The following is a 21,100-nucleotide window of genomic DNA, read 5'->3' on the forward strand; positions in this document are numbered from 1 at the left end:
GTTTCACGTGAAACGTCGCTCACTGCTGCACGGCATCATCAGCCGTGGCCGCGCCGCGGCCGAACCGCGCGACCGGAAGCCTCTCGGGTCACTCGGAGAGGTAACGGAGTTTTCCACAGAGGTGGAATTCTCCACAGAACACCAGGCCTCACTGGTTCACGACCCCGAAGGCATGGGAGGCTCTGTTCATTGCGAGCCTGAAGTCGAGGAGAGTGAATCGTTGCGGTCCGACGCCAACATCGCGGGACCGATGACCGATCCGGTCCCCGGTCCCCGTACCGAGTCGATGGGGGAGGATGTTTCACGTGAAACACCGCCCCCGATGGACGACACTCCCATCGGTCGTGCCGCCCAACTGGCGGTAGAGGCACTGGGCCGGGCCGGTGAGGGATTGCCTCGGCCCGAACAGACCCGAGTCATGGTCGTCGCCAACCAGAAGGGCGGCGTCGGCAAGACCACAACGACGGTCAACCTCGCGGCTTCGCTGGCTCTGCACGGAGCCCGTGTCCTTGTGGTCGATCTGGACCCCCAGGGCAACGCGTCCACCGCGCTGGGGATCGACCATCACGCCGAGGTGCCATCCATCTACGACGTGCTGATCGACAGCAAGCCGCTGTCGGAGGTCGTCCAGCCCGTTCCCGATGTGGAAGGTCTCTTCTGCGCCCCAGCCACGATCGATCTCGCCGGTGCGGAGATCGAGCTGGTGTCGCTGGTGGCACGAGAGAGCCGACTGCAGCGAGCCATCCAGGCGTACGAGCAGCCCCTGGACTACATCCTCATCGACTGTCCGCCCTCGCTCGGTCTCCTGACGGTGAACGCATTGGTGGCCGGCCAGGAAGTCCTCATCCCGATCCAGTGCGAGTACTACGCGCTGGAGGGCCTCGGTCAGCTGCTCCGCAACGTCGACCTGGTACGGGGGCACCTCAACCCCGTCCTCCACGTGTCGACCATCCTGCTCACCATGTACGACGGCCGGACCCGCCTGGCGTCCCAGGTCGCCGACGAGGTGCGCACCCACTTCGGTGAGGAGGTGTTGCGGACGAGCATTCCCCGCTCCGTCCGTATCTCCGAGGCGCCGAGCTATGGGCAGACGGTGCTGACTTACGATCCAGGATCGAGCGGTGCCCTCTCCTACCTTGAGGCAGCACGAGAAATCGCACTGAAGGGCGTGGGCGTCGGGTACGACCCGACGCACGCCCACATCGGTGCTCAGAACAATCCGAGTGTGGTGGAGGGGATCCAGTGAGTGATCGACGGAGGGGGTTGGGCCGTGGTCTCGCCGCACTGATCCCAGCGGCCGCGACGGGCGAGAAGGAGGCTCCGGCCGCCGCTGTGCCCGCCGCTACGCCACCAGCTGCATCTGTTTTCGTTCCCGAACGTGGGGTGGCAGCCGCGAAGCTGGCTACGCTCCCCTCTGTTTCACGTGAAACAGAGGAGTTGTCGCCGAGCGCCGCAGTCGAACTGCCGGCAGCACCGGTCGGTGCCTACTTCGCTGAGCTGCCTCTCGACTCCATCACCCCGAACCCGCGCCAGCCCCGCGAGGTGTTCGACGAGGATCTCCTCCAGGAACTCGTCACCTCCATCAAGGAGGTCGGCCTTCTCCAGCCCATCGTCGTACGGCAGGTGGGCCAGGGCCGCTACGAGCTCATCATGGGTGAGCGGCGCTGGCGGGCCTGTCATGAGGCCGAGCTCGACGCGATCCCGGCGATCGTACGGGCGACGGACGACGAGAAACTGCTGCTGGACGCGCTTCTGGAGAACCTGCACCGTGCGCAGTTGAACCCGCTGGAAGAAGCCTTTGCGTACGACCAGCTGCTCAAGGACTTCAACTGCACGCATGACCAGCTGGCGGACCGCATCGGTCGCTCGCGCCCGCAGGTCTCCAACACCCTGCGTCTGCTGAAGCTTTCCGCGGCGGTCCAGCGCCGTGTGGCCGCCGGTGTTCTCTCGGCCGGGCACGCACGGGCGCTGCTCTCCGTCGAGGACTCGGAGGAGCAGGACAAGCTGGCTCACCGGATCGTGGCCGAGGGGCTCTCGGTGCGGGCGGTCGAAGAGATTGTCACCCTCATGGGGTCGCGTCCGAAGAGCGCGGCACGCTCCAAGGGGCCGCGGGCCGGCTCCGTACCGTCCCCGGCGCTGGGCGAGCTCGCGACCCGACTGTCGGATCGCTTCGAGACGCGCGTGAAGATCGATCTGGGGCAGAAGAAGGGCAAGATCACCGTGGAGTTCGCCTCCACGGAGGACCTTGAGCGAATCTTGAGCACGCTCGCTCCCGGCGAGAAGCTCGCTCTCCAGAAGAGTCTCCTGGACGATGCCTCGGAGGAGTCGGAAGCCTGACCCCCCGATTCGCGCGACGGGCTTCGGCTCGTCGACCGCATGAGCGGGCTGTGTCCGATGTATACCGGACACAGCCCGCTCTTTGCTTTGGGGCGGTATCTAGGCAATCGCATCGTCGATACGATGCGTTCGGGTATGGCGCATCGACCTGGCGGATCTTTGTGGAGAGGCGGGCCATGCGAACCGTGAGCCGTTCCGGACTGGTGACCGCAGGCCTGGGACTGGGGGCCGTCGGCGGATTCGTCGGCAGTCTGCTCAGGGAGCGGAGCGCTCTGACAGCCGCTCGCGACGCTGCGGGCGAAGGAAGCGAGGAACAGCCTTTATGGGCCGTCGGCTCGTACCTCTCACGCTGGACAACCTTCAGGACCTTCCCAAGCGGTGTCGCTCGTGTGTCTTCTGGGAGTTGGACCCAGTCAGCGGCGAAGCCGCGGTAAAGGCGGGTACTCCCGCTCTTGAGAAGGAAGCGTGGATCTCAGCCGTCCTGCTCGATTGGGGATCCTGCGGTCGGGTCGTCTACGTGGACGAGGTACCGGTGGGCTTCGTGCTGTATGCGCCTCCGGCCTATGTCCCCCGCTCGACGGCGTTTCCCACGAGTCCGGTCTCCCCTGACGCCGTCCAGCTGATGACGGCCTTCATCATGCAGGGTTACCAGGGCCAAGGGCTGGGCCGTGTGATGGTCCAGACGGTCGCCAAGGATCTACTGAGGCGAGGCTTCAAGGCGATCGAGGCCTTCGGGGATGCTCGCTGGAAGGAACCTGCGTGTGTGCTTCCCGCAGACCATCTGACGGCCGTGGGCTTCAAGACGGTGCGACCCCACCCCACGCATCCCCGACTGAGACTGGAGTTGCGGACGACGCTCTCCTGGAAGGAAGACGTCGAGCTGGCGCTGGACCGGCTCCTGGGAGCCGTCCAGAAGGAACCGGCGCTGCGACCGCTCTAATGAGAAAGGGCCGACCCTCCTGGGTCGGCCCTTTCGCGTTTCACGTGAAACATCACTCGGAGATGAAGTCCTCGAGGTCCCGCACGATCGCCGCCTTGGGCTTGGCACCGACGATGGTCTTGGCGACCTCGCCACCCTGGTAGACGTTGAGCGTCGGGATGGACATGACGCCGTACTTGGCAGCCGTACCGGGGTTCTCGTCGATGTTGAGCTTGACGATCTCGATCTTGTCGCCGTACTCCTGGGCGATCGCTTCGAGGGACGGCGCGATCTGGCGGCACGGACCGCACCAGGCGGCCCAGAAGTCCACCAGGACGGGCTTGTCGTTCTTGAGGACGTCCTGCTCGAAGGAGTCGTCGGTCACGTTCTTCAGAGTGCCGGCCACTGAGGGCTCCTAACTGGTTGGTGCGTGGGGCGGACGGGGGTCAGACGGTGGTCTTCTCGGGCTCGGCGGCCTGGTCACCGTCGGCAAGGGCGGCGAGGAAGCGCTCGGCGTCGAGGGCGGCGGAGCAGCCGGTACCGGCGGCGGTGATCGCCTGGCGGTACGTGTGGTCGACGACGTCGCCGGCGCCGAAGACACCGGTGAGGTTCGTACGGGTCGACGGAGAATCCACCTTCAGGTAGCCCTCGTCGTCCAGGTCGAGCTGTCCCTTGAACAGTTCCGTGCGCGGATCGTGTCCGATGGCGATGAACAGACCCGTCACCGGCAGCTCGGACGTCTCGCCCGTCTTGAGGTTGCGCAGCTTCAGACCGGCGAGCTTCTGGTCGCCCTGGATCGCGGCCACCTCGCTGTCCCACACGAAGGAGATCTTCGGGTCGGCGAACGCACGCTCCTGCATCGCCTTGGAGGCACGCAGGGTGTCCCGGCGGTGGACGATGGTCACGGACTTGGCGAACCGCGAGAGGAAGGTGGCCTCCTCCATGGCGGTGTCACCGCCACCGATCACGGCGATGTCCTGGTCCTTGAAGAAGAACCCGTCACACGTGGCGCACCAGGAGACACCGCGACCGGAGAGCGCGTCCTCGTTGGGGAGCCCGAGCTTGCGGTGCTGGGAGCCCGTCGTGACGATGACGGCCTTGGCGCGGTGTACCGTGCCCGCGGTGTCCGTGACGGTCTTGATCTCGCCGCTCAGGTCGACGTCGACGATGTCGTCCGGAACGAGCTCGGCACCGAAGCGCTCAGCCTGGGCACGCATGTTGTCCATGAGGTCCGGGCCCATGATGCCGTCCCGGAAGCCGGGGAAGTTCTCCACCTCGGTGGTGTTCATCAGGGCGCCGCCTGCGGTGACGGCGCCCTCGAACACCAGCGGCTTCAGCGACGCGCGCGCGGTGTAGAGCGCTGCCGTGTAGCCGGCGGGCCCGGAGCCGATGATGATCACGTTACGGACGTCGCTCACGGCTTGATTCCTCGTCTCTGGAGACTGCTGCGTACTGCCGGTGGGAGCTGCTCTCGAAACTCTCACCCCACCCAACGGATCCTAAGGGGCGCGCATTCCCGCTGTGTCCGGGCACACGGAGGCGCGACCCGGCCACGGGCTCGCCGGAAGTGGCCCAGAGCGGGAGACAGCCCTCAAGGACGGGCGTAGGAACGCTTCAGGAGAACGTGGCCGGCAGGTTCCGAAGCTTTCTTCAGGCAGGAGGCGTCGACGATGTAAGCGGTGACGCGTGCGTCGTCGGAGCGGTCGGGCAGCAGCACGAGGTACGCGTCAGCTCCCCGGTAGGTACCCGGCTCGGAAGCGATCGCCCCCGTGGTGTCTCCGATGCCCTTCGCGATGCAGTCGGGCACGTCAGTGGCGAAGAACGTCTTCGTGCGCTCGTCCGGGGACGCCGCAGTCCCGAAGGAATCCTTCTCGGGCCGACCGCCGCTTTCCGTCTTGCTCAGGAGGTCTTCGACCCGCTTCTCCAGCTTGACGCCTGAGAACGCGGCGGAAGCTGAGCTCGGGGGATTGTCGTTCTCGCCGAGCGACTGGACGAGAACGCCGCCGAAGCCGAGGACCGCGATCGCGAGAACGGCACCGATGGCCGTCCTGCGACGACTGCGCTGCTTCTGACCTGTCCGGCCCGGGCCGGTGGACGCGCGTGGACGACCGGTAGGGCGATCCGCGGCAGGCGATGTTTCACGTGAAACATGCGCGCCGAACTCGCTCACAGCGGGGCGGGAGACATCGGCTTGCTCTTCGGCCGTCTCGCTCTCGGGTGCCGTGGCGTTCAGCAGAGCCTCAGCGGCCAGGGCGGCGTCGATCCTTCCCGCTACGTCGTCGGGCATACGCGGAGGCCCTGGCAAGGTGCCGAGCAGACCGCGGATCTCTTCCAGTGATGCGTGGACGTCGGAGCAGAGCGGGCATTCGTCCAGGTGCCGACGGACATCCGCGGTGCGGGAAGGGGGCAGAAGACCCTCACTGAGGTCGGCGATCTCCGTGACCTCCGGGTGCCCGGCCGTGTCGGTCGTGGATGTCACGCTCGCCCACCTCCGCCCTTCACAGCAGCTGAATCGCTTGGCCCTGCATCATGTGCTTCCGCTGCGGGTGGGACGGATGTCCCCTGCGTCCGGTTCCTTCCGCGCCCCGACTTTTTGCCGCCCTCCCCCGCACCCTCCGCTCGGAGATGGGTCAGGAGCGGCAGAAGTCTGGCTCTGCCACGGGCGCAGCGGCTCTTCACCGTGCCGGTCGGCACATCGAGGATGCGGGCGGCCTCCGCCACCGGATAGCCCTGCATGTCCACCAGGACGAGCGCCGCCCGCTGATCCTTCGGGAGGGTGCCCAGAGCCTCCAGCAGCTGGCGGTGCAGATCGTTGCGCTCAGCAGGAGCGGACGCCGATTCGTGCGGCTCCAGGAGCTGTTCCAGACGCTCGGTGTCGTCGACGGGCGACGTTTTGCGGGACGCCGCCTTGCGGGCACGATCCAGGCAGGCATTCACCGTGATGCGGTGTAGCCAGGTCGTGACGGCCGACTGACCACGGAAGGTGTGGGCGGCCCGGTAGGCGGACACCAGGGCGTCCTGGACGGCGTCGGCGGCTTCCTCGCGGTCTCCCAGGGTCCGCAGCGCCACCGCCCAGAGGCGGTCCCGGTGCCGCCGTACGAGTTCGCTGAAGGCGTCGGGGTCGCCCTCGACATGGCGGGCCAGGAGATCCTGGTCGCTCACCCCGCTGTGATCGGCGCTGTGCGCCACCGGACCCCCTTTCTTCGACGAGCTCTCAGCCCATGAACTTCACGTCGGTGATCGCCTGCTTGTATCCGGCACCACTGAACTGGTCACCGTCGCCCTTGGGTACATCGGTGAGCCAGACGAGAACGTACCGGGTCTTCACCGGCTTTTTGGTGGAAATCTTCAGGTCCGTGCCGCTCGTCCTGTTCGTAGCGATCTTCGTCATGGAGCTGAGGGGGGCGGACGACGACAGGGAGTCGGCCGCGTACAGCGTGGCCGTGGTGTGGTCCCCGGAGTAGTAGAGCCCTATCGAGGCCGCTGACACGTCCTTGGCCGAGCCCAGGTCGTAGACGATGCCGACACCCTGTTTGAAGGGGGCCAGCGTGGGGCCGTCCCTGAAGGAGTAGGTCCTCCAGTACGTCGACGAGCTGTTGTCGTACGTCAGATCCGCGTCGTCCGCGTGCTGGGGCTTCCCGTCCGGGTAGTACTCCGCGGCGCCCGTGATGCTGAGCGCCGTGATGGGCTTTGCCTTGTCGGTGCCCTTGTCGTTGCCGTCGGTCGTCTGGCTCGTGCCCGGCTCGCCGGACTGGCCTCCCTTCCCCATGAGCGCGTCGGCCAGCTGCCAGCTGCCGAGACCGAGTGCGGCGATCAACAGGGCCGAGACGGCCCACTTGAGGGCCTTGCCGGTGCGGCTCTGCAGCGGGGGTGGCGGGGTCGGCAGGGGCTGTGTGATGCCGGCGTGGGGGGACTGACGGCCGTACGTGCCCTGCTGGTACGTCGTGTGCTGGTAGTCCGGCGGCGCGGTGAACGCGGGCTCCGGCGGGCGGATGCGGGGCATCTCACCGATCGCCTTCACCAGCTCCTCCGGCGTCGTGCACGGGGACTCATGACGGGAGGCGGTGGCACCCTCGTTGACGAGCGCCCGCATGGACAGCTCCGACAGCCCTCGGTGAACGCCCGCTCGGACCTGATCGGGCGCGATGAGACCGACGCCCTTGGGGAGCCCGGAGAGGCCGTGCGCGTCGTTCTCGTACGGCCAGCGCTGGGTGAGCGCCGCGTACAGCAGCGCGCCGATCGCCTCCGTGTCCGTGCGCTGCGGGGTGTCCGAGCCGATGCCGCGCAGCGCGGCGTTCACCGCGAGACCGCGAATGCGCCACTGGCCGGAGGCGGAACGCAGCACCGCACTCGGGTTGAGCCGCAGATGTGAGAGGCCCTCGCGGTGCGCGGCGGCCATGGCGTGGGAGATCTGCGTGACCATCTGGTAGGCGTCATGCGGTTCCAGTGGACCCGACGCCAGCAGCGTCGTCAGTTCCGTGGCGTCGGGCAGCCATTCGTGCACCACGTACACGAGGTCGTTCTCCTCGACCGCGTCCAGCACCTGGACGAAGCGGGGATCACCCAACAACGCGGAGGAACGGGCCGCCGCCAGTACGGAACGCGCGCGTGCGTGATCGGCGGGCAGCACATGCACCCCGACCGCGCGACGCAGTTTCTCGTCCACGGCACGCCAACTGCTGAAACCGTCCAGACGGGTGACGCACTCTTCGAGGCGGTAGCGCCTGGCGAGCTTGTGACCGCTGTGCAGTTCGGGCGGTGTCGTCTTCGAAGGGACCTCGGTACCGCCGCTTCCCTGTGCCTCTTCGCTCGCCGAGCTTTCCGTGTCCCGCTCCCGGTTCTGGGCCTCCCCGTCGGCCGTGGACTGGTCCGCTTGTGCGGTCAGCGGCTCGTCGCCGCTGTTGTCTGCCACGTCGACGGCAGCCGTGCTCCGTTCCGCCACCGTCGTCCCTGCCTCCCCATCCGTTGAGCGTTCCAAGACGCCAAAGCCAATTGTGCCCACAGTCCGCCGCTATGAGCGACACGCGTCGGCGGACGATGGTTGTGCGCGTACCCCAGCCTCAGCGCCCCAGCCGTCCACGGACCATACCGACCATCGAGTTGAGCTCTTCGATGCGCATGCGTCGCGCGGCGACGTAGAAGACACCGAGCAGAACGATTCCTCCCCCGAAGAGTGCGAGCATCGAGCCGCCGACGCCCTGTCCCAGGGCGCGGCTGATGCCGTAGCAGGCGGCACCACTGAGCAGCGCCGCGGGCAGTGAGGCGATGGACAGTCGCGCGTAGGTCCGCATGACCCTGGAGCCGTCCAGGTCCCCGCCCAGCCGCTTCTTGAGGCGACGCCAGGCCACGCCGACACCGATGATGTAGGCGAGACCGTACGAGGCCGCCATGCCGACCACGGCCCAGCGGGCGGGGATCACGAAGAAGCAGACCGCCGAGGCGCTCGCGTTGACGGCCGCCACGATGACCGTGTTGTAGAAGGGCGTCCGGGTGTCCTCGTATGCGTAGAAGGCGCGGAGGACGACGTACTGCACGGAGTAGGGGATCAGGCCGAGCCCGAAGGCCATCAGCATGAAGCCCATGTTCGTCGCCGCGCCGGTGCCGGACGAACCGAAGATCAGCGTGCACATCGGGATGCCGAGCGAGACGAAGCCGAAGGCGATCGGCACGATGGCGACGGCCGTGGTGCGCAGGCCCTGTGAGATGTCGTCACGCACGGCGCCGGCGTCGTCCTCGGCGGCCGAGCGCGAGATGCGAGGCAGGAGGGCGGCCATGAGCGAGACCGTGATGATGGCCTGCGGCAGGCCCCAGATGAGCTGAGCGTTGGCGTAGGCGCTGAAACCGGTACCGGCGATCTTCGTGTCCGTGACCGCCGCGGTCGCCAGCTGAGTCACGACCAGGGCGCCCGCTTGGTTGGCGAGCACGAACAGGATGGTCCACTTGGCCAGCATCGCGGCCTTGCCGAGACCGTGGCCCTTCCAGTCGAAACGCAGCCGCATCCGGAACCCGGTCTCCCGCAGGTACGGGACCATCGCCAGGGCTTGCACCACCAGACCCAGGAGGATGCCGATACCGAGAAGCCGCTCGCCCTCCGGCGGGATGTTTTCGACCTTTATTCCGGAGTCGGCGGCGCTGCCGTAGACCCACAGGAACGCTCCGAGCGTGACGATGATGACGATGTTGTTGAGGACCGGGGTCCACATCATCGCGCCGAAGCGGCCACGTGCGTTGAGGATCTGGCCCATCACCACGTGGATGCCCATGAAGAAGATCGAAGGCAGGAAGTACCGGGTGAAGGTGACCGCGACGTCGTTGGCGGCGGGATCGTTGGCGAGGGGTGTCGACAGCGCACGGACAAGAAGCGGCGCGGCGAACATGGCGAGTGCGGTCAGCAGGCCGAGGATCACCATGACCAGGGTCAGCAGCCTGTTGGCATACGCCTCCCCACCGTCGTCGTCATCCTTCATGGCCCGAACGAGCTGTGGCACGAAGACGGAGTTCAGACCGCCACCGACGGTCAAAATGTAGATCATCGTCGGCAGCTGGTAGGCGACCTGGAAGGACTCACCCAGCAGAGCGAGGCCGAGCGCCGACACGATCATCGCCGAGCGGATGAAGCCCGTGAGGCGCGAGACCATGGTGCCCGCCGCCATGACCGCGCTCGACTTCAGCAGGCCCGACGCCCTGCCGCTCTTCTTCGCGGCAGGGGCGGGCGTGAGAATGGGTGCGGGCTCCTCCAGCGTCGGTCGGCCGGCCCCGGGGCCCGAGGGCGGGGTCGGACCCGGAACGGACGGCTGCCCCACCGGGGAGCTGCCCTGCTGCTGGTCGTGGAAGAGATGGGCGAAGGCGTCCGGCTCGTGACGCTCCTCACCGGCCTGGGTCACCAGGTCGTCCACGCCCACGAACTGGGTGGTACGGGCGTCGTCGCCGTAGGGCAGATGCCGGGTCGGCCCGTCGGGCTCGGGCGCCGGCGTCTGAGCCCACACACGAGGGTCGGGCGCGTACTGCGGAGCCGACGGCTGCGCATACAGCGGCTGCTGCGGCTGGTAGGTGCCCGGAGCCGGCGGCGGGTGGGCGGCACGGTCGTAGAGAGCCTCCGCGACCGGATCCTGGGCGGCGAGATCCCGAGCGCGGTAGGGGTCCTGGTCGTAGGCGTCCTGGAGGTACATGTCCGCGGGGGGCTGCGGCGGCACCTGGCCCGGCCCGGGCAGCGGGCCGTCGGGATACCCCGAGTCGGCCGCGCCCTGGCCGCGGTCACCGTCGTACGGCGCGTTCATGGTTACCCCACCTCATCGTCCCCGGGCCCACGGGCCACGACAATCGCTCAACGGTCCACTCTCTCACCCGTGCCGGACGGGTCGGCGCTTTCCGGAGCGGTGTCCGGTGCCGGGTCACTCGGGTGCTCCGGCTCGTCTGTCCCGGAATTCACCGGGCGCTCCTCATCGACAGTGTGTACGACTGAGGCGGCCTCGGTGTTCGCGTCGTCGTCCCTCGGGGTCCTCTGCGACGCCTCGTCGTCCGTCGGGGCTCCCTCCGCCTTCAGCCGGGCGGCGGCGCGCTTGCGCTGGGTGTACATCCGGAAACCGGCGAGGACGAGGAGCAGGACACCTCCGGCGATGACCAGCATCACCGTGGGGGTGATCTCGGTGACGTCCACCGTGAAGGTGACCTCGTCACCATACTTCTCGCCGTCCACGGTGTAGAGCTGGGCGACGACGGTGACCGGCCCGTTGGCCTCGGCGTTGGTGGTGAACTTCACCGATTCACTGTGCCCACCGGAGATGTCGACGGACTGCTCGTCGAAGTCGTCGTCATCGATCTTCAGACGCTTCGGCGCTTCGGACGTGAGGCGCAGCGTCAGGTTGTCGACACCCTGCACGAGGTTGTTCTGCACGGTCACGGGGATCGTCGCGCTGCGGCCCGAGAGCTTCGTCTCGGACTTCTCGATCAACCGCACCTGCTCGGTGAGCGAGTTGAGGTACGACTGGACGCTGTTGCGGTACACCGCCGCGTCCATGGAACGGCCTCGCCAGGAGGTGGACATCTCCCGGTCCATGGTCCTGCCGAACGGTGTGACCACGCGGGACTGGTCGGAGAGGATCACCTTGAAGCGGTCGAGGTTGGCCTGCGTGGTCCGGATCTCCTCGAAGGCGGACTTCGGCAGGGCCTGCTTCCGCAGTGACGAGGGGTAGGCCGAGGCCGACGGGATCTTGGTGTTGGCGCTCGGATCGGGCTTCGCGGCGGCGGCAGCCGCGAGTTCCTGGGGCTGCGACCAGGTTCCGCCCTGGAGCGCGGTGAGAGCCTGCGCCATCGTCTGTGCCTGGCTGGCCGACGGCATGCGCTGCGGAGCGATCACGATGCTGCGCTGCTTGCTGTTCTGGAGGTCCGTGGTCAGGCTCTGGGCGAGGAACCGCTGCACCGCCAGCGTGGAACTCTCGGCCTTCGTCATGTCGCCCTGGAAAGCCGTCGACAGTCGGGCGTCCGCGACCACCGCCGTGGTGCCGCCGCCGACGGGCCGAGCCGCGCTGGGCGTGTAGGACAGGCCGCTGCTCTCCTGCAGGCTGTCGCTGCGGGCGATCACCTTGTCGGCGCCCGCGGAGATGGCGACTTTGACGATCGACGGGTCGACGGCACCGTTCACCGGCCAGGCGAAGTCGGTCTCCGGTTCCACCCTGAGGATGTTCTGGACCGTGTCCGATGCCACATCGGTGGCGTCCTTCAGGCGGCTCAGCGAGCCGGTGATCGTCCTGCCGTTGTGGGCCAGCGCCGCGAGGTCGGGGTCGGCGAAGGGAAGGGCGATCACCTCCTCGCCCTGGACCGCTGTCTCCAGCTCCGCCAGCCAATCCTTGGCGACGGCCTGATTCCTGCCCGCGACGGTGGTGTCCCCGCTGCGGACCTGGTAGCCGCCCGTCATCGCGACCACGGATGCCAGCAGGTCCGGATCGATCACCCACGTGATGTCCAGGTCCTTGCCCAGCGTGAGCAGCTGCTCCAGACGTCCGCCCGCGGAGATCTCCTTGGCCAGGTCGTCGTTGCGGAAGATAGGCGTCTGCCGTTCGCCGGGACCGGTCTCGGCCGTCAGATGGGTGCTCGAGATCAGCGGCCAGAGGAACGTGGTCTTGGTCTTGCTGCCCGACTCGTCCGGCTGCCAGGGCAGGAACGTGCGCTGGATGCCGAGGACCTGGTCGTACTGCGCTGCGGCGGTCCTGCCCGAGAGGGAGACTCCCAGCTGATAGACACCGTCCGAGCCGAGGTCCAGTTCCTTGACGGGCACGGAGATGGTGAAGGGCTGGGCCACGCCGGAGGCGAGCGCGGAGAACTTCTGCACGTACTTGCCGCCGACCTCCGGGCCGTCGGCGTACTGGTCGAAGCCGGTCCGTTTGGCCGCGTCGTCGATGGAGGAGCGGCCCTTCACAGCAGCCGGGGCCACACGCAGGCCCACATGGGCGTCCGTGACGGTCTGCTTGCCCTTGTTCGTGACCGTGCCCGACACGGTCACGGTGTCGCCCTCGGTGGGCACGCTGGGGCTGAGCGAGTCGAGGGAGACCTCGACGGTGTTCGACCCCGTGGCCTCGGCCAGGGCGGCCTTCGGGGCCGCCTGCGCCGACGGGGCCACGGGCAGCTGGAACAGGCCGGCCAGCAGGGGCACCCCGGCGAAGAGGGCCCCGGCGCGCAGCAGCCACCGGCGGGCAGGTGAGGGACTCGTCCCCTGGAAGTCTGCCGCCTCGGCCACGCGCTCGCCCGTCCCTCGTCGTCGTCAGTGGTCGTCGGAATGTGCGTCCACGCATGGTAACGATGTGCGCTGAGGGGAAGTGCCGCGGTCCGCTCCACAAGATCGGGGGACGAGGCCAGGCTGTCCCCGTATGTGCACGTATCAAAGGGGTGGGCGAGGGGGTCACCTGCACGAAGCCTTTGTGCACGTTCAATGGAGGCGACCGCGGCCACCAGCGCCCCGTACCCTTTTCTGTTGTGCCGAACGCCAACGAAGACCTCAGTGCCCTGAGCCAGGTGCAGCGCCGCGCGGTGAGTGAACTGCTGCGGGTGTCCCCTGTCGCCGACGACCTCGCCCGCCGTTTCCAGGAGGCCGGGTCCTCGCTCGCCCTGGTCGGTGGGTCGGTCAGGGACGCGCTGCTCGGCCGGCTCGGCAACGATCTGGACTTCACGACGGATGCCCGCCCCGAGGACGTGCTGAGGATCGTGCGACCCTGGGCGGACGCTGTCTGGGAGGTCGGGATCGCGTTCGGCACGGTGGGCGCGCAGAAGGACGGCTACCAGATCGAGGTCACGACCTACCGCTCCGAGGCGTACGACCGGACCTCGCGCAAGCCCGAGGTCTCGTACGGCGACTCGATCGAGGATGATCTCGTACGCCGTGACTTCACCGTGAACGCGATGGCGGTGGCCCTGCCCGAGAAGGAGTTCATCGATCCGCATGGCGGGCTGGAGGACCTCTCTGCGCGTGTTCTGCGTACCCCCGGGACACCTGAGGCGTCTTTCTCCGACGACCCGCTGCGCATGATGAGGGCGGCGCGCTTCGCCGCCCAGCTGGACTTCGAGGTGGCTCCCGAGGTCGTCCAGGCGATGAGCGACATGGCCGGTCGGCTGGAGATCGTCTCGGCGGAGCGGGTGAGGGACGAGCTGAACAAGCTGATCCTCTCCGCCCACCCCCGTGAGGGCCTGACCCTGCTGGTCGACACCGGCCTTGCCGAGCACGTCCTGCCCGAGCTGCCGGCGCTGCGACTGGAACGGGACGAGCACCATCGGCACAAAGATGTCTACGAACACACCTTGATCGTCCTGGAACAGGCGATCGCGCTCGAGGAGAGCGGCCCGGACCTCACACTGCGGCTTGCCGCGCTGCTGCACGACATCGGTAAGCCCCGTACCCGTCGTTTCGAGAAGGACGGCCGGGTCTCCTTCCACCACCACGAGGTGGTGGGCGCAAAGATGACCAAGAAGCGCATGACAGCCCTGAAGTACTCCAACGACCTAGTGAGGGATGTCTCACGGTTGGTGGAGCTCCATCTGCGCTTCCACGGATACGGCACCGGCGAGTGGACGGACTCCGCTGTACGCCGCTACGTGCGCGACGCGGGCCCGCTCCTCGACCGCCTCCACAAACTGACTCGCTCCGACTGCACCACCCGGAACAAGCGCAAGGCGAACGCTCTCTCCCGCGCGTACGACGGCCTGGAGGAGCGCATCGCCCAGCTCCAGGAGCAGGAAGAGCTGGACGCCATCCGCCCGGATCTCGACGGCAACCAGATCATGGAGATCCTGGGCGTGGGGCCCGGCCCGGTGATCGGGCAGGCGTACAAGTTCCTGTTGGAACTGCGTCTGGAGAACGGGCCGATGGAACACGACGAGGCCGTGACAGCACTCAAGGAGTGGTGGGCGCAGACGTCGCAGGTTTCCTGACGGCAGCCAGTCCGCGGCTTTCGTTCGGCATCGACGCGACGCGATGTTTCACGTGAAACAGAGGGCGATGTTTCACGTGAAACATCGCTCGTTCCGCATCAGCGCTGCTTCGTCACGCCGAAGCGGGCCATGGCCGCAGCGATCGATCCATAGATCACCGCCACAGTGATGACCAAAGCGGCCGAGCGGCCATCCGGCGGGAGCATCAGGGCGGCCACGGCAGCAGCGCCGACGAAGGCGATGTTGAACAGGACGTCGTAGAGGGAGAAGATCCGGCCCCGGTATCCGTCCTCGACGGACGACTGGACGATCGTGTCCGTCGAGATCTTCGCGCCCTGTGTGACCATACCCAGGACGAACGCCGCGATCAGTATGGGCACTTCCGTGAAGGGCAGGCCGAGCGCCGGTTCCAGCACGGCTGCGGCCGCGGCGCAGGTGACGATCCACAGCCCGGGGCCCAACCGGCCCGCGGCCCAGGGCGTGATCACCGCCGCTGTGAAGAAGCCCGCTCCCGAGATGCCCACGGCGAGACCGAGGAGGGCCAGTCCTTCCTCGGAGTCGGACACCCCAGAGCTGTCGGACGGCCAGGCGTAACGGCAGAGCATGAGCACCATGACGGTCAGGGCGCCGTAGCAGAACCGCATCAGCGTCATCGAGGCCAGCGCCCAGGCAGCCGCCCGCCGTCCCGGCTCGGCGAGATGCCGTACACCCGCTGCCAGACCGCGCGCGGTGCCGGCCAGGGAGGCTCCCAGTCGTGGCTGCACCAGCTCGGGATCCGGGCCCAGCAGTTCCCGGGCGATACGCAGGGAGGCCAGGGTCGAACACAGGTAGAGGCCCGCACCCAGGAGGACCACTGCGGCGTCGGAATCCGACGCCACCAGGCGTACGACGAAGGCGAGTCCGCCGCCGGCGGTCGCGGCGAGCGTCCCGGCTGTCGGTGAGAGCGAGTTGGCGACCACCAGGCGGTCGGCGTCCACCACTCGGGGCAGTGCGGCGGAGAGGCCCGCCAGGACGAAGCGATTGACCGCCGTGACGCAGAGCGCGGAGACGTAGAAGAGCCAGTCGGGCACATGGCTCAGGATCAGGACGGCGGTCACCGAAGCCAGGAGAGCGCGGAGCAGGTTTCCGTACAGCAGCACCTGGCGCCGTCGCCAACGATCGAGCAGGACTCCGGCGAAGGGGCCGACGAGGGAGTACGGGAGAAGCAGGACCGCCATCGCGGAGGCGATCGCGGCTGCCGACGTCTGCTTCTCGGGTGAGAAGACGACGTACGTGGCCAACGCGACCTGATAGACGCCGTCGGCTCCCTGGGACAGCAGCCGTACGGCGAGCAGACGCCGGAAGTCCCGGAAACGGAGCAGGACGCGCAGGTCGCGCACGACGGACATGGGGCACAGCCTCACATACGGGGAGGGTCCCCGGGCGCCTGCCCCGGGGACCCTCAACGGCCCACTACGAGCGCGTGATCAGCGCTCGACCTCGCCCTTGATGAACTTCTCGACGTTCTCACGGGCCTGGTCGTCGAAGTACTGCACTGGCGGGGACTTCATGAAGTAAGACGACGCCGACAGGATCGGGCCGCCGATGCCACGGTCCATGGCGATCTTCGCGGCGCGCAGCGCGTCGATGATGACGCCGGCGGAGTTCGGGGAGTCCCAGACCTCGAGCTTGTACTCCAGGTTCAGCGGGACGTCACCGAAGGCACGGCCCTCGAGACGGACGTACGCCCACTTGCGGTCGTCGAGCCAGGCGACGTAGTCCGACGGGCCGATGTGGACGTTCTTCTCGCCGAGCTCCCGGTCGGGGATCTGGGAAGTGACGGCCTGGGTCTTGGAGATCTTCTTCGACTCCAGGCGGTCCCGCTCCAGCATGTTCTTGAAGTCCATGTTGCCGCCGACGTTCAGCTGCATCGTGCGGTCCAGGATCACGCCACGGTCCTCGAACAGCTTCGCCATGACGCGGTGCGTGATGGTGGCGCCCACCTGGGACTTGATGTCGTCACCGACGATCGGGACGCCCGCCTCGGTGAACTTGTCCGCCCACTCCTTGGTGCCGGCGATGAAGACCGGAAGGGCGTTGACGAAGGCGACCTTGGCGTCGATGGCGCACTGGGCGTAGAACTTCGCCGCGTCCTCGGAACCCACGGGCAGGTAGCAGACGAGGACGTCGACCTGCTTGTCCTTGAGGACCTGGACCACGTCGACCGGGGTCTCGGCGGACTCCTCGATGGTCTCGCGGTAGTACTTGCCGAGGCCGTCCAGCGTGTGGCCGCGCTGCACGGTCACACCGGTGCTCGGCACGTCGCAGATCTTGATCGTGTTGTTCTCGGAGGCGCCGATGGCGTCCGCGAGGTCCAGACCGACCTTCTTGGCGTCGACATCGAAGGCGGCGACGAACTCCACGTCACTGACGTGGTAGTCCCCGAACTGCACGTGCATGAGACCCGGGACCTTGGACGCCGGGTCGGCGTCCTTGTAGTACTCGACTCCCTGCACCAGCGACGCGGCGCAGTTGCCCACGCCGACGACGGCTACGCGAACCGAACCCATTCCGGTTGCTCCCTGTGTGTACGAGTGAGGTCCTGGCAGGGACCTCACGTGGTGGTGTCGCCGGGCGCGTCCGGACCGGGGGCGTCCCCGGTCCGGGGCAGGGCGCCCGGCGCTCCCTCTGTGGTGTCGCGAGCGGGCTCTCCGCGGCCGGGACCTTTCAGGTCCCGGCCCGCCCGCTCGCTCTCGATGAGCTCGTTCAGCCAGCGCACTTCGCGCTCCACGGACTCCATCCCATGGCGCTGGAGCTCAAGCGTGTAGTCGTCGAGGCGCTCGCGGGTGCGCGTCAGAGAGACGCGCATCTTCTCCAGCCGTTCCTCCAAACGGCTGCGACGGCCTTCCAGGACGCGCATCCGCACATCCCGGGAGGTCTGCCCGAAGAACGCGAAACGAGCGGCGAAGTGCTCGTCCTCGTAGGCGTCGGGACCCGTCTGCGAGAGCAGCTCCTCGAAGTGCTCCTTACCTTCCGCCGTCAACCGGTAGACGATCTTGGCGCGGCGACCCGTGAGCGGAACCGCGGCAGCATCCTCCGGGGTACTGCCCGACTCCTCGATCAACCAGCCGTTGGCTACCAGCGTCTTGAGGCAGGGGTAGAGCGTCCCGTAGCTGAAGGCCCGGAACACGCCCAACGACGTGTTGAGTCGTTTGCGCAGCTCATAGCCGTGCATCGGGGCTTCGCGGAGCAGACCGAGGACGGCGAACTCGAGTATCCCGGAGCGCCGGCTCATCGTCGCCTCCCGTCTCCCGCTGGCCCTGTCGGCACGATGTATGCCGAGCTGATGTATCGACTCGATACATCACGACGATAGAACGCCCCTACGGATGCGACAAGTGGGGATTCGGTGAACGGGGTCACATCACCGATTAGTAGGAAGCAAGTTGCCTGATTTGGGATGAAGTTAAGTGCCCGGTGGGTTTGGGTGGTGCGTAGTCTGTGCGGCATGCACACCACCGGGAGCCGAGTGACGTATGAGCACGTCGTCGTCCTGGGTGCGGTACGGATGAATGCCTGCACGACCGCATCCGTACTTCGGGGGGACCGGAAACCAGCCGCCGTTTCCAGGCGCGCACGGATGCGCCTGCCCGAGGAGTAGTCGTTCGATGAGCGAGCACCGTCGCAAACCGCCGCAGCCGCAGGGAGGCGGACGTGCCGCGGCCCGACGCGGCCAGTCGGCGTCCTCCGGCCGCCGCGCGGCACCGCGGGGCGCCACCGGGTCACTTTCCGATACCTATGGTGCGGGAGGTGAGGAGTCCCCGTTCGAGGGCCGCGCGGCTACGCGACGTGCGGCGCAGAGAAGCGCTGGCGCGGGTGCGGGCGGTGGCCGTCGTAGAGCGGCCGAGCCCGCAGGGCGTGGGCCGGGTCGCCGAGGGCGCGCCGCTCCACCTGGCAAACAGCGCTTTATCGACTATCCGCGCGCCGGCAAGTACGGGGCGATGCGGTGGGTGCCCTCCTGGCGCCAGGTGACAGGGCTGTTCATCGGTTTCTTCGGCTGCCTCGTGGCGGCCGCGGGCATCGGGTACGCGGTGGTGGCGGTACCCGACCCGGCTCAGGCCGCGACGGCGCAGAACAACGTCTACTACTGGTCGGACGGCTCGCAGATGGTCGCGACGGGTGGTGAGGTCAACCGCCAGATCATCGCGTACGAGAAGATCCCCAAGGCGATGCGCTACGCCGTCATGTCGGCCGAGAACAAGACGTTCGAGACCGACAGCGGCGTCGACCCGATGGGAATCGCGCGCGCCGTCGTCAACATGGCCAAGGGCGGGCAGACGCAGGGTGGCTCGACCATCACCCAGCAGTACGTGAAGAACGCCATGCTCGACGACCAGTCGCAGACGCTGTCTCGGAAGGTGAAGGAACTCTTCATCTCGGTGAAGGTGGGCGCCTCCGTCGACAAGGACGAGATCATGCGCGGTTACCTGAACACGGCCTACTTCGGCCGTGGCGCCTATGGTCTCCAGGCGGCCGCCCGCACCTACTTCGGCAAGGACGCGGAGAAGCTCAACCCCAGCGAGTGTGCCTTCCTCGCCGCGGTGCTCAAGGGCGCCACGTACTACGACCCGGCGGGTGCGACATCGATCGACCCGGCCGCCACGCCGGATGCCAACACCAAGCGGGCCACGGAACGCTGGAGCTGGATCCTCAACGAGATGGTCAAGGACAAGCATCTGTCCGCGGCCGAGGCGGCCAAGTACCCCAACTTCCCCAAGATCCAGCGTCCCCGCTCCAACGCACAGCTCGGCGGGCAGATCGGCTACCTGGTCGACACGGCCAAGGGCTACATCCTCAACAACACCGACATCACGCAGAAGCAGCTCGAACAGGGTGGCTACGAGATTCACACGACCTTCGACAAGAAGAAGGTCAAGGAACTTGAGAAGGCCGTGACGAAGGTCCGCAAGGAGAACATCAAGCCGGACCTGCGCCCGAAGACCGACACCCACGTGCAGTTCGGTGGCGCGTCGGTGAACCCGAAGTCGGGCGCCATCGAGGCGATCTACGGTGGCGAGGACGCCACCAAGCACTTCACCAACAACGCCGACGTCACCGGAGCGCAGGTCGGCTCGGTGTTCAAGCCCTACGTCCTGGCGGCGGCCATGACCTGGGGCAAGCGCGACCCTGACCTCGATCCGGACCAGGCGCAGGACGAGCGGACCATCGTCTCGCCGAAGAGTCTCTACAGCGGTAAGAACAATCTCAAGATCAGAGACTACAACGGCGACATCTGGACCAACGAAGAGGGCAAGGAGTGGCTGCAGGCCAACGACGGCGACGAGTCGTACGGCAGCCCGCCGAAGTACCAGATCGATCTCCGTGAGGCGATGCGGGTCTCGGCGAACTCCCCGTACGTCCAGCTGGGCATGGACGTCGGCCTGGACCGGGTGAAGGAGGCGGCCATGGAGGCAGGCCTCAAGGAGGGCAGCCTCACGGGCACGAGCTTCCCGTCCTTCTCGATCGGTATCTCCGACCCGAGTGCGATCCGTATGGCGGGCTCGTACGCGACCTTCGCCGCGAGTGGCAAGCAGAACGAGCCGTTCTCGGTGAAGTCCGTCGAGTACGAGGGGCTGACCCGGTTCGACCACGACGACATCGCCGACACCAAGCGGGCCTTCACCTCGAAGGTCGCCGACAACGTGACCGACGTCCTCAAGACCGTCGTCGACGAGGGAACCGGTACGTCGGCCCAGCTGCCCGGCCGCGAGGTGGCGGGCAAGACCGGCACCACCGACGGCAACAAGTCGGCCTGGTTCGTCGGGTACACCCCGCAGCTGTCGACCGCGATCAGCATGTATCGCATGGACGACGACGAGTCGAACAAGAACCGCAAGTTCCTGGAGATGTACGGCACGGGTGGCCAGGAGACGATCCACGGCGCCTCGTTCCCGGCCGAGATCTGGCACGACTACATGGAGGACGCGCTCAAGGGCCAGCCGGCGGAGGACTTCCCGGAGCCGGAGCCGATCGGTGTCATCGTCAACGAGGACCCGGACCCGACGCCGACCCCGACGGTGACCGAGTCGGAGGAGGAGTCGCCCGAGCCGAGCCCGACGCCCACCGAGAGCGAGGCCCTGCCCTCGCCGACCCCCAGCGAGACCTGCCGCAACCCGTTCAACCCCACCTGCGATGAGACCGGCGGTACCGACACGGGTGGCACGGACACCGGTGGAATCGATGGCGGGGTGACCGCGTCGCCTTCGGAGTCGGAGGATGATTCGAGAGGCAACCAGAACGGGGGGCTCTTCGGAGGCAACGGCGGGTAGCTCCCCACCCGGCAGGATCTGTTTCACGTGAAACATGGGCCATCGCACCGACCAGGTGCGGTGGCCCATGCCGTATCCCCCGCCGGACCCGATGATGAAGCGGCCTGTGTTTCACGTG

At 67.4% G+C, this 21,100-nt stretch carries 15 protein-coding genes; 5 read left to right on the plus strand and 10 right to left on the minus strand.

All coding sequences use genetic code 11. The annotated features are described in order from the left end of the window. The first annotated feature begins 172 nt into the window (after positions 1-172). From P8T65_RS23250 to P8T65_RS23260, 3 genes are all read left to right on the plus strand, one after another. Positions 173-1,246, plus strand: a complete 1,074-nt coding sequence (locus P8T65_RS23250; protein WP_078853556.1) for a ParA family protein — start codon at positions 173-175, stop codon at positions 1,244-1,246. Beyond that, positions 1,243-2,337: a ParB/RepB/Spo0J family partition protein gene (locus tag P8T65_RS23255; protein ID WP_316727197.1), complete on the plus strand. Its 1,095-nt coding sequence runs from the start codon at positions 1,243-1,245 to the stop codon at positions 2,335-2,337. Before P8T65_RS23250 ends, P8T65_RS23255 begins: the two co-directional genes overlap by 4 nt. 322 nt (positions 2,338-2,659) lie before the next feature. After that, positions 2,660-3,277 (plus strand): GNAT family N-acetyltransferase, encoded by a 618-nt coding sequence (locus P8T65_RS23260; RefSeq protein WP_184906360.1) that lies wholly within the window; start codon positions 2,660-2,662, stop codon positions 3,275-3,277. Positions 3,278-3,329: 52 nt separating this feature from the next. On the opposite strand, the gene trxA is transcribed toward P8T65_RS23260, so the two are convergent. The 7 genes from trxA to P8T65_RS23295 form a co-directional block, all read right to left on the minus strand. After that, positions 3,330-3,662, minus strand: coding sequence for a thioredoxin (gene trxA, locus P8T65_RS23265; RefSeq protein ID WP_184906362.1), 333 nt, complete (start codon positions 3,660-3,662; stop codon positions 3,330-3,332). A gap of 40 nt (positions 3,663-3,702) precedes the next feature. Beyond that, positions 3,703-4,674, minus strand: coding sequence for a thioredoxin-disulfide reductase (gene trxB / locus P8T65_RS23270; RefSeq protein WP_316727198.1), 972 nt, complete (start codon positions 4,672-4,674; stop codon positions 3,703-3,705). 173 nt (positions 4,675-4,847) lie between these two features. Next, positions 4,848-5,735 carry a hypothetical protein gene (locus tag P8T65_RS23275; RefSeq protein WP_316727199.1) on the minus strand — a complete coding sequence of 296 codons (888 nt, stop codon included), beginning with the start codon at positions 5,733-5,735 and terminating at the stop codon, positions 4,848-4,850. Further along, a complete protein-coding gene (sigM, locus tag P8T65_RS23280) occupies positions 5,732-6,445 on the minus strand; it encodes an RNA polymerase sigma factor SigM (RefSeq protein ID WP_316727200.1) in 714 nt (237 codons plus the stop codon). Before sigM ends, P8T65_RS23275 begins: the two co-directional genes overlap by 4 nt. A 25-nt stretch (positions 6,446-6,470) precedes the next feature. Further along, positions 6,471-8,198 (minus strand): protein kinase family protein, encoded by a 1,728-nt coding sequence (locus tag P8T65_RS23285; protein WP_316727201.1) that lies wholly within the window; start codon positions 8,196-8,198, stop codon positions 6,471-6,473. A 118-nt stretch (positions 8,199-8,316) separates the two neighbouring features. Beyond that, positions 8,317-10,533, minus strand: a complete 2,217-nt coding sequence (murJ, locus tag P8T65_RS23290) for a murein biosynthesis integral membrane protein MurJ (RefSeq protein ID WP_316727202.1) — start codon at positions 10,531-10,533, stop codon at positions 8,317-8,319. A gap of 47 nt (positions 10,534-10,580) precedes the next feature. Further along, entirely contained in the window at positions 10,581-12,989 is a 2,409-nt protein-coding gene (locus tag P8T65_RS23295) for a DUF6049 family protein (RefSeq protein ID WP_316727203.1), read from the minus strand. Between the two features lie 236 nt (positions 12,990-13,225). Between P8T65_RS23295 and P8T65_RS23300 the strand changes: the two genes are divergently transcribed. Then, on the plus strand, positions 13,226-14,674 hold the full coding sequence (locus tag P8T65_RS23300; protein ID WP_230212281.1) for a CCA tRNA nucleotidyltransferase: 1,449 nt from the start codon (positions 13,226-13,228) through the stop codon (positions 14,672-14,674). Positions 14,675-14,772: 98 nt separating this feature from the next. Here P8T65_RS23300 and P8T65_RS23305 read toward each other — a convergent pair whose 3' ends face one another. The 3 genes from P8T65_RS23305 to P8T65_RS23315 form a co-directional block, all read right to left on the minus strand. Continuing rightward, positions 14,773-16,062, minus strand: a complete 1,290-nt coding sequence (locus P8T65_RS23305; RefSeq protein ID WP_316727204.1) for an MFS transporter — start codon at positions 16,060-16,062, stop codon at positions 14,773-14,775. 78 nt (positions 16,063-16,140) lie between these two features. Continuing rightward, positions 16,141-17,223: an inositol-3-phosphate synthase gene (locus P8T65_RS23310; protein WP_316727205.1), complete on the minus strand. Its 1,083-nt coding sequence runs from the start codon at positions 17,221-17,223 to the stop codon at positions 16,141-16,143. 44 nt (positions 17,224-17,267) lie between these two features. Beyond that, entirely contained in the window at positions 17,268-17,948 is a 681-nt protein-coding gene (locus P8T65_RS23315; protein WP_316727206.1) for a helix-turn-helix transcriptional regulator, read from the minus strand. A 373-nt stretch (positions 17,949-18,321) separates the two neighbouring features. Between P8T65_RS23315 and P8T65_RS23320 the strand changes: the two genes are divergently transcribed. Next, positions 18,322-20,982, plus strand: a complete 2,661-nt coding sequence (locus P8T65_RS23320; RefSeq protein ID WP_316727207.1) for a transglycosylase domain-containing protein — start codon at positions 18,322-18,324, stop codon at positions 20,980-20,982. Positions 20,983-21,100 lie beyond the last annotated feature (118 nt).

Source organism: Streptomyces sp. 11x1, assembly GCF_032598905.1.
In the GTDB taxonomy this organism is placed as follows: domain Bacteria; phylum Actinomycetota; class Actinomycetes; order Streptomycetales; family Streptomycetaceae; genus Streptomyces.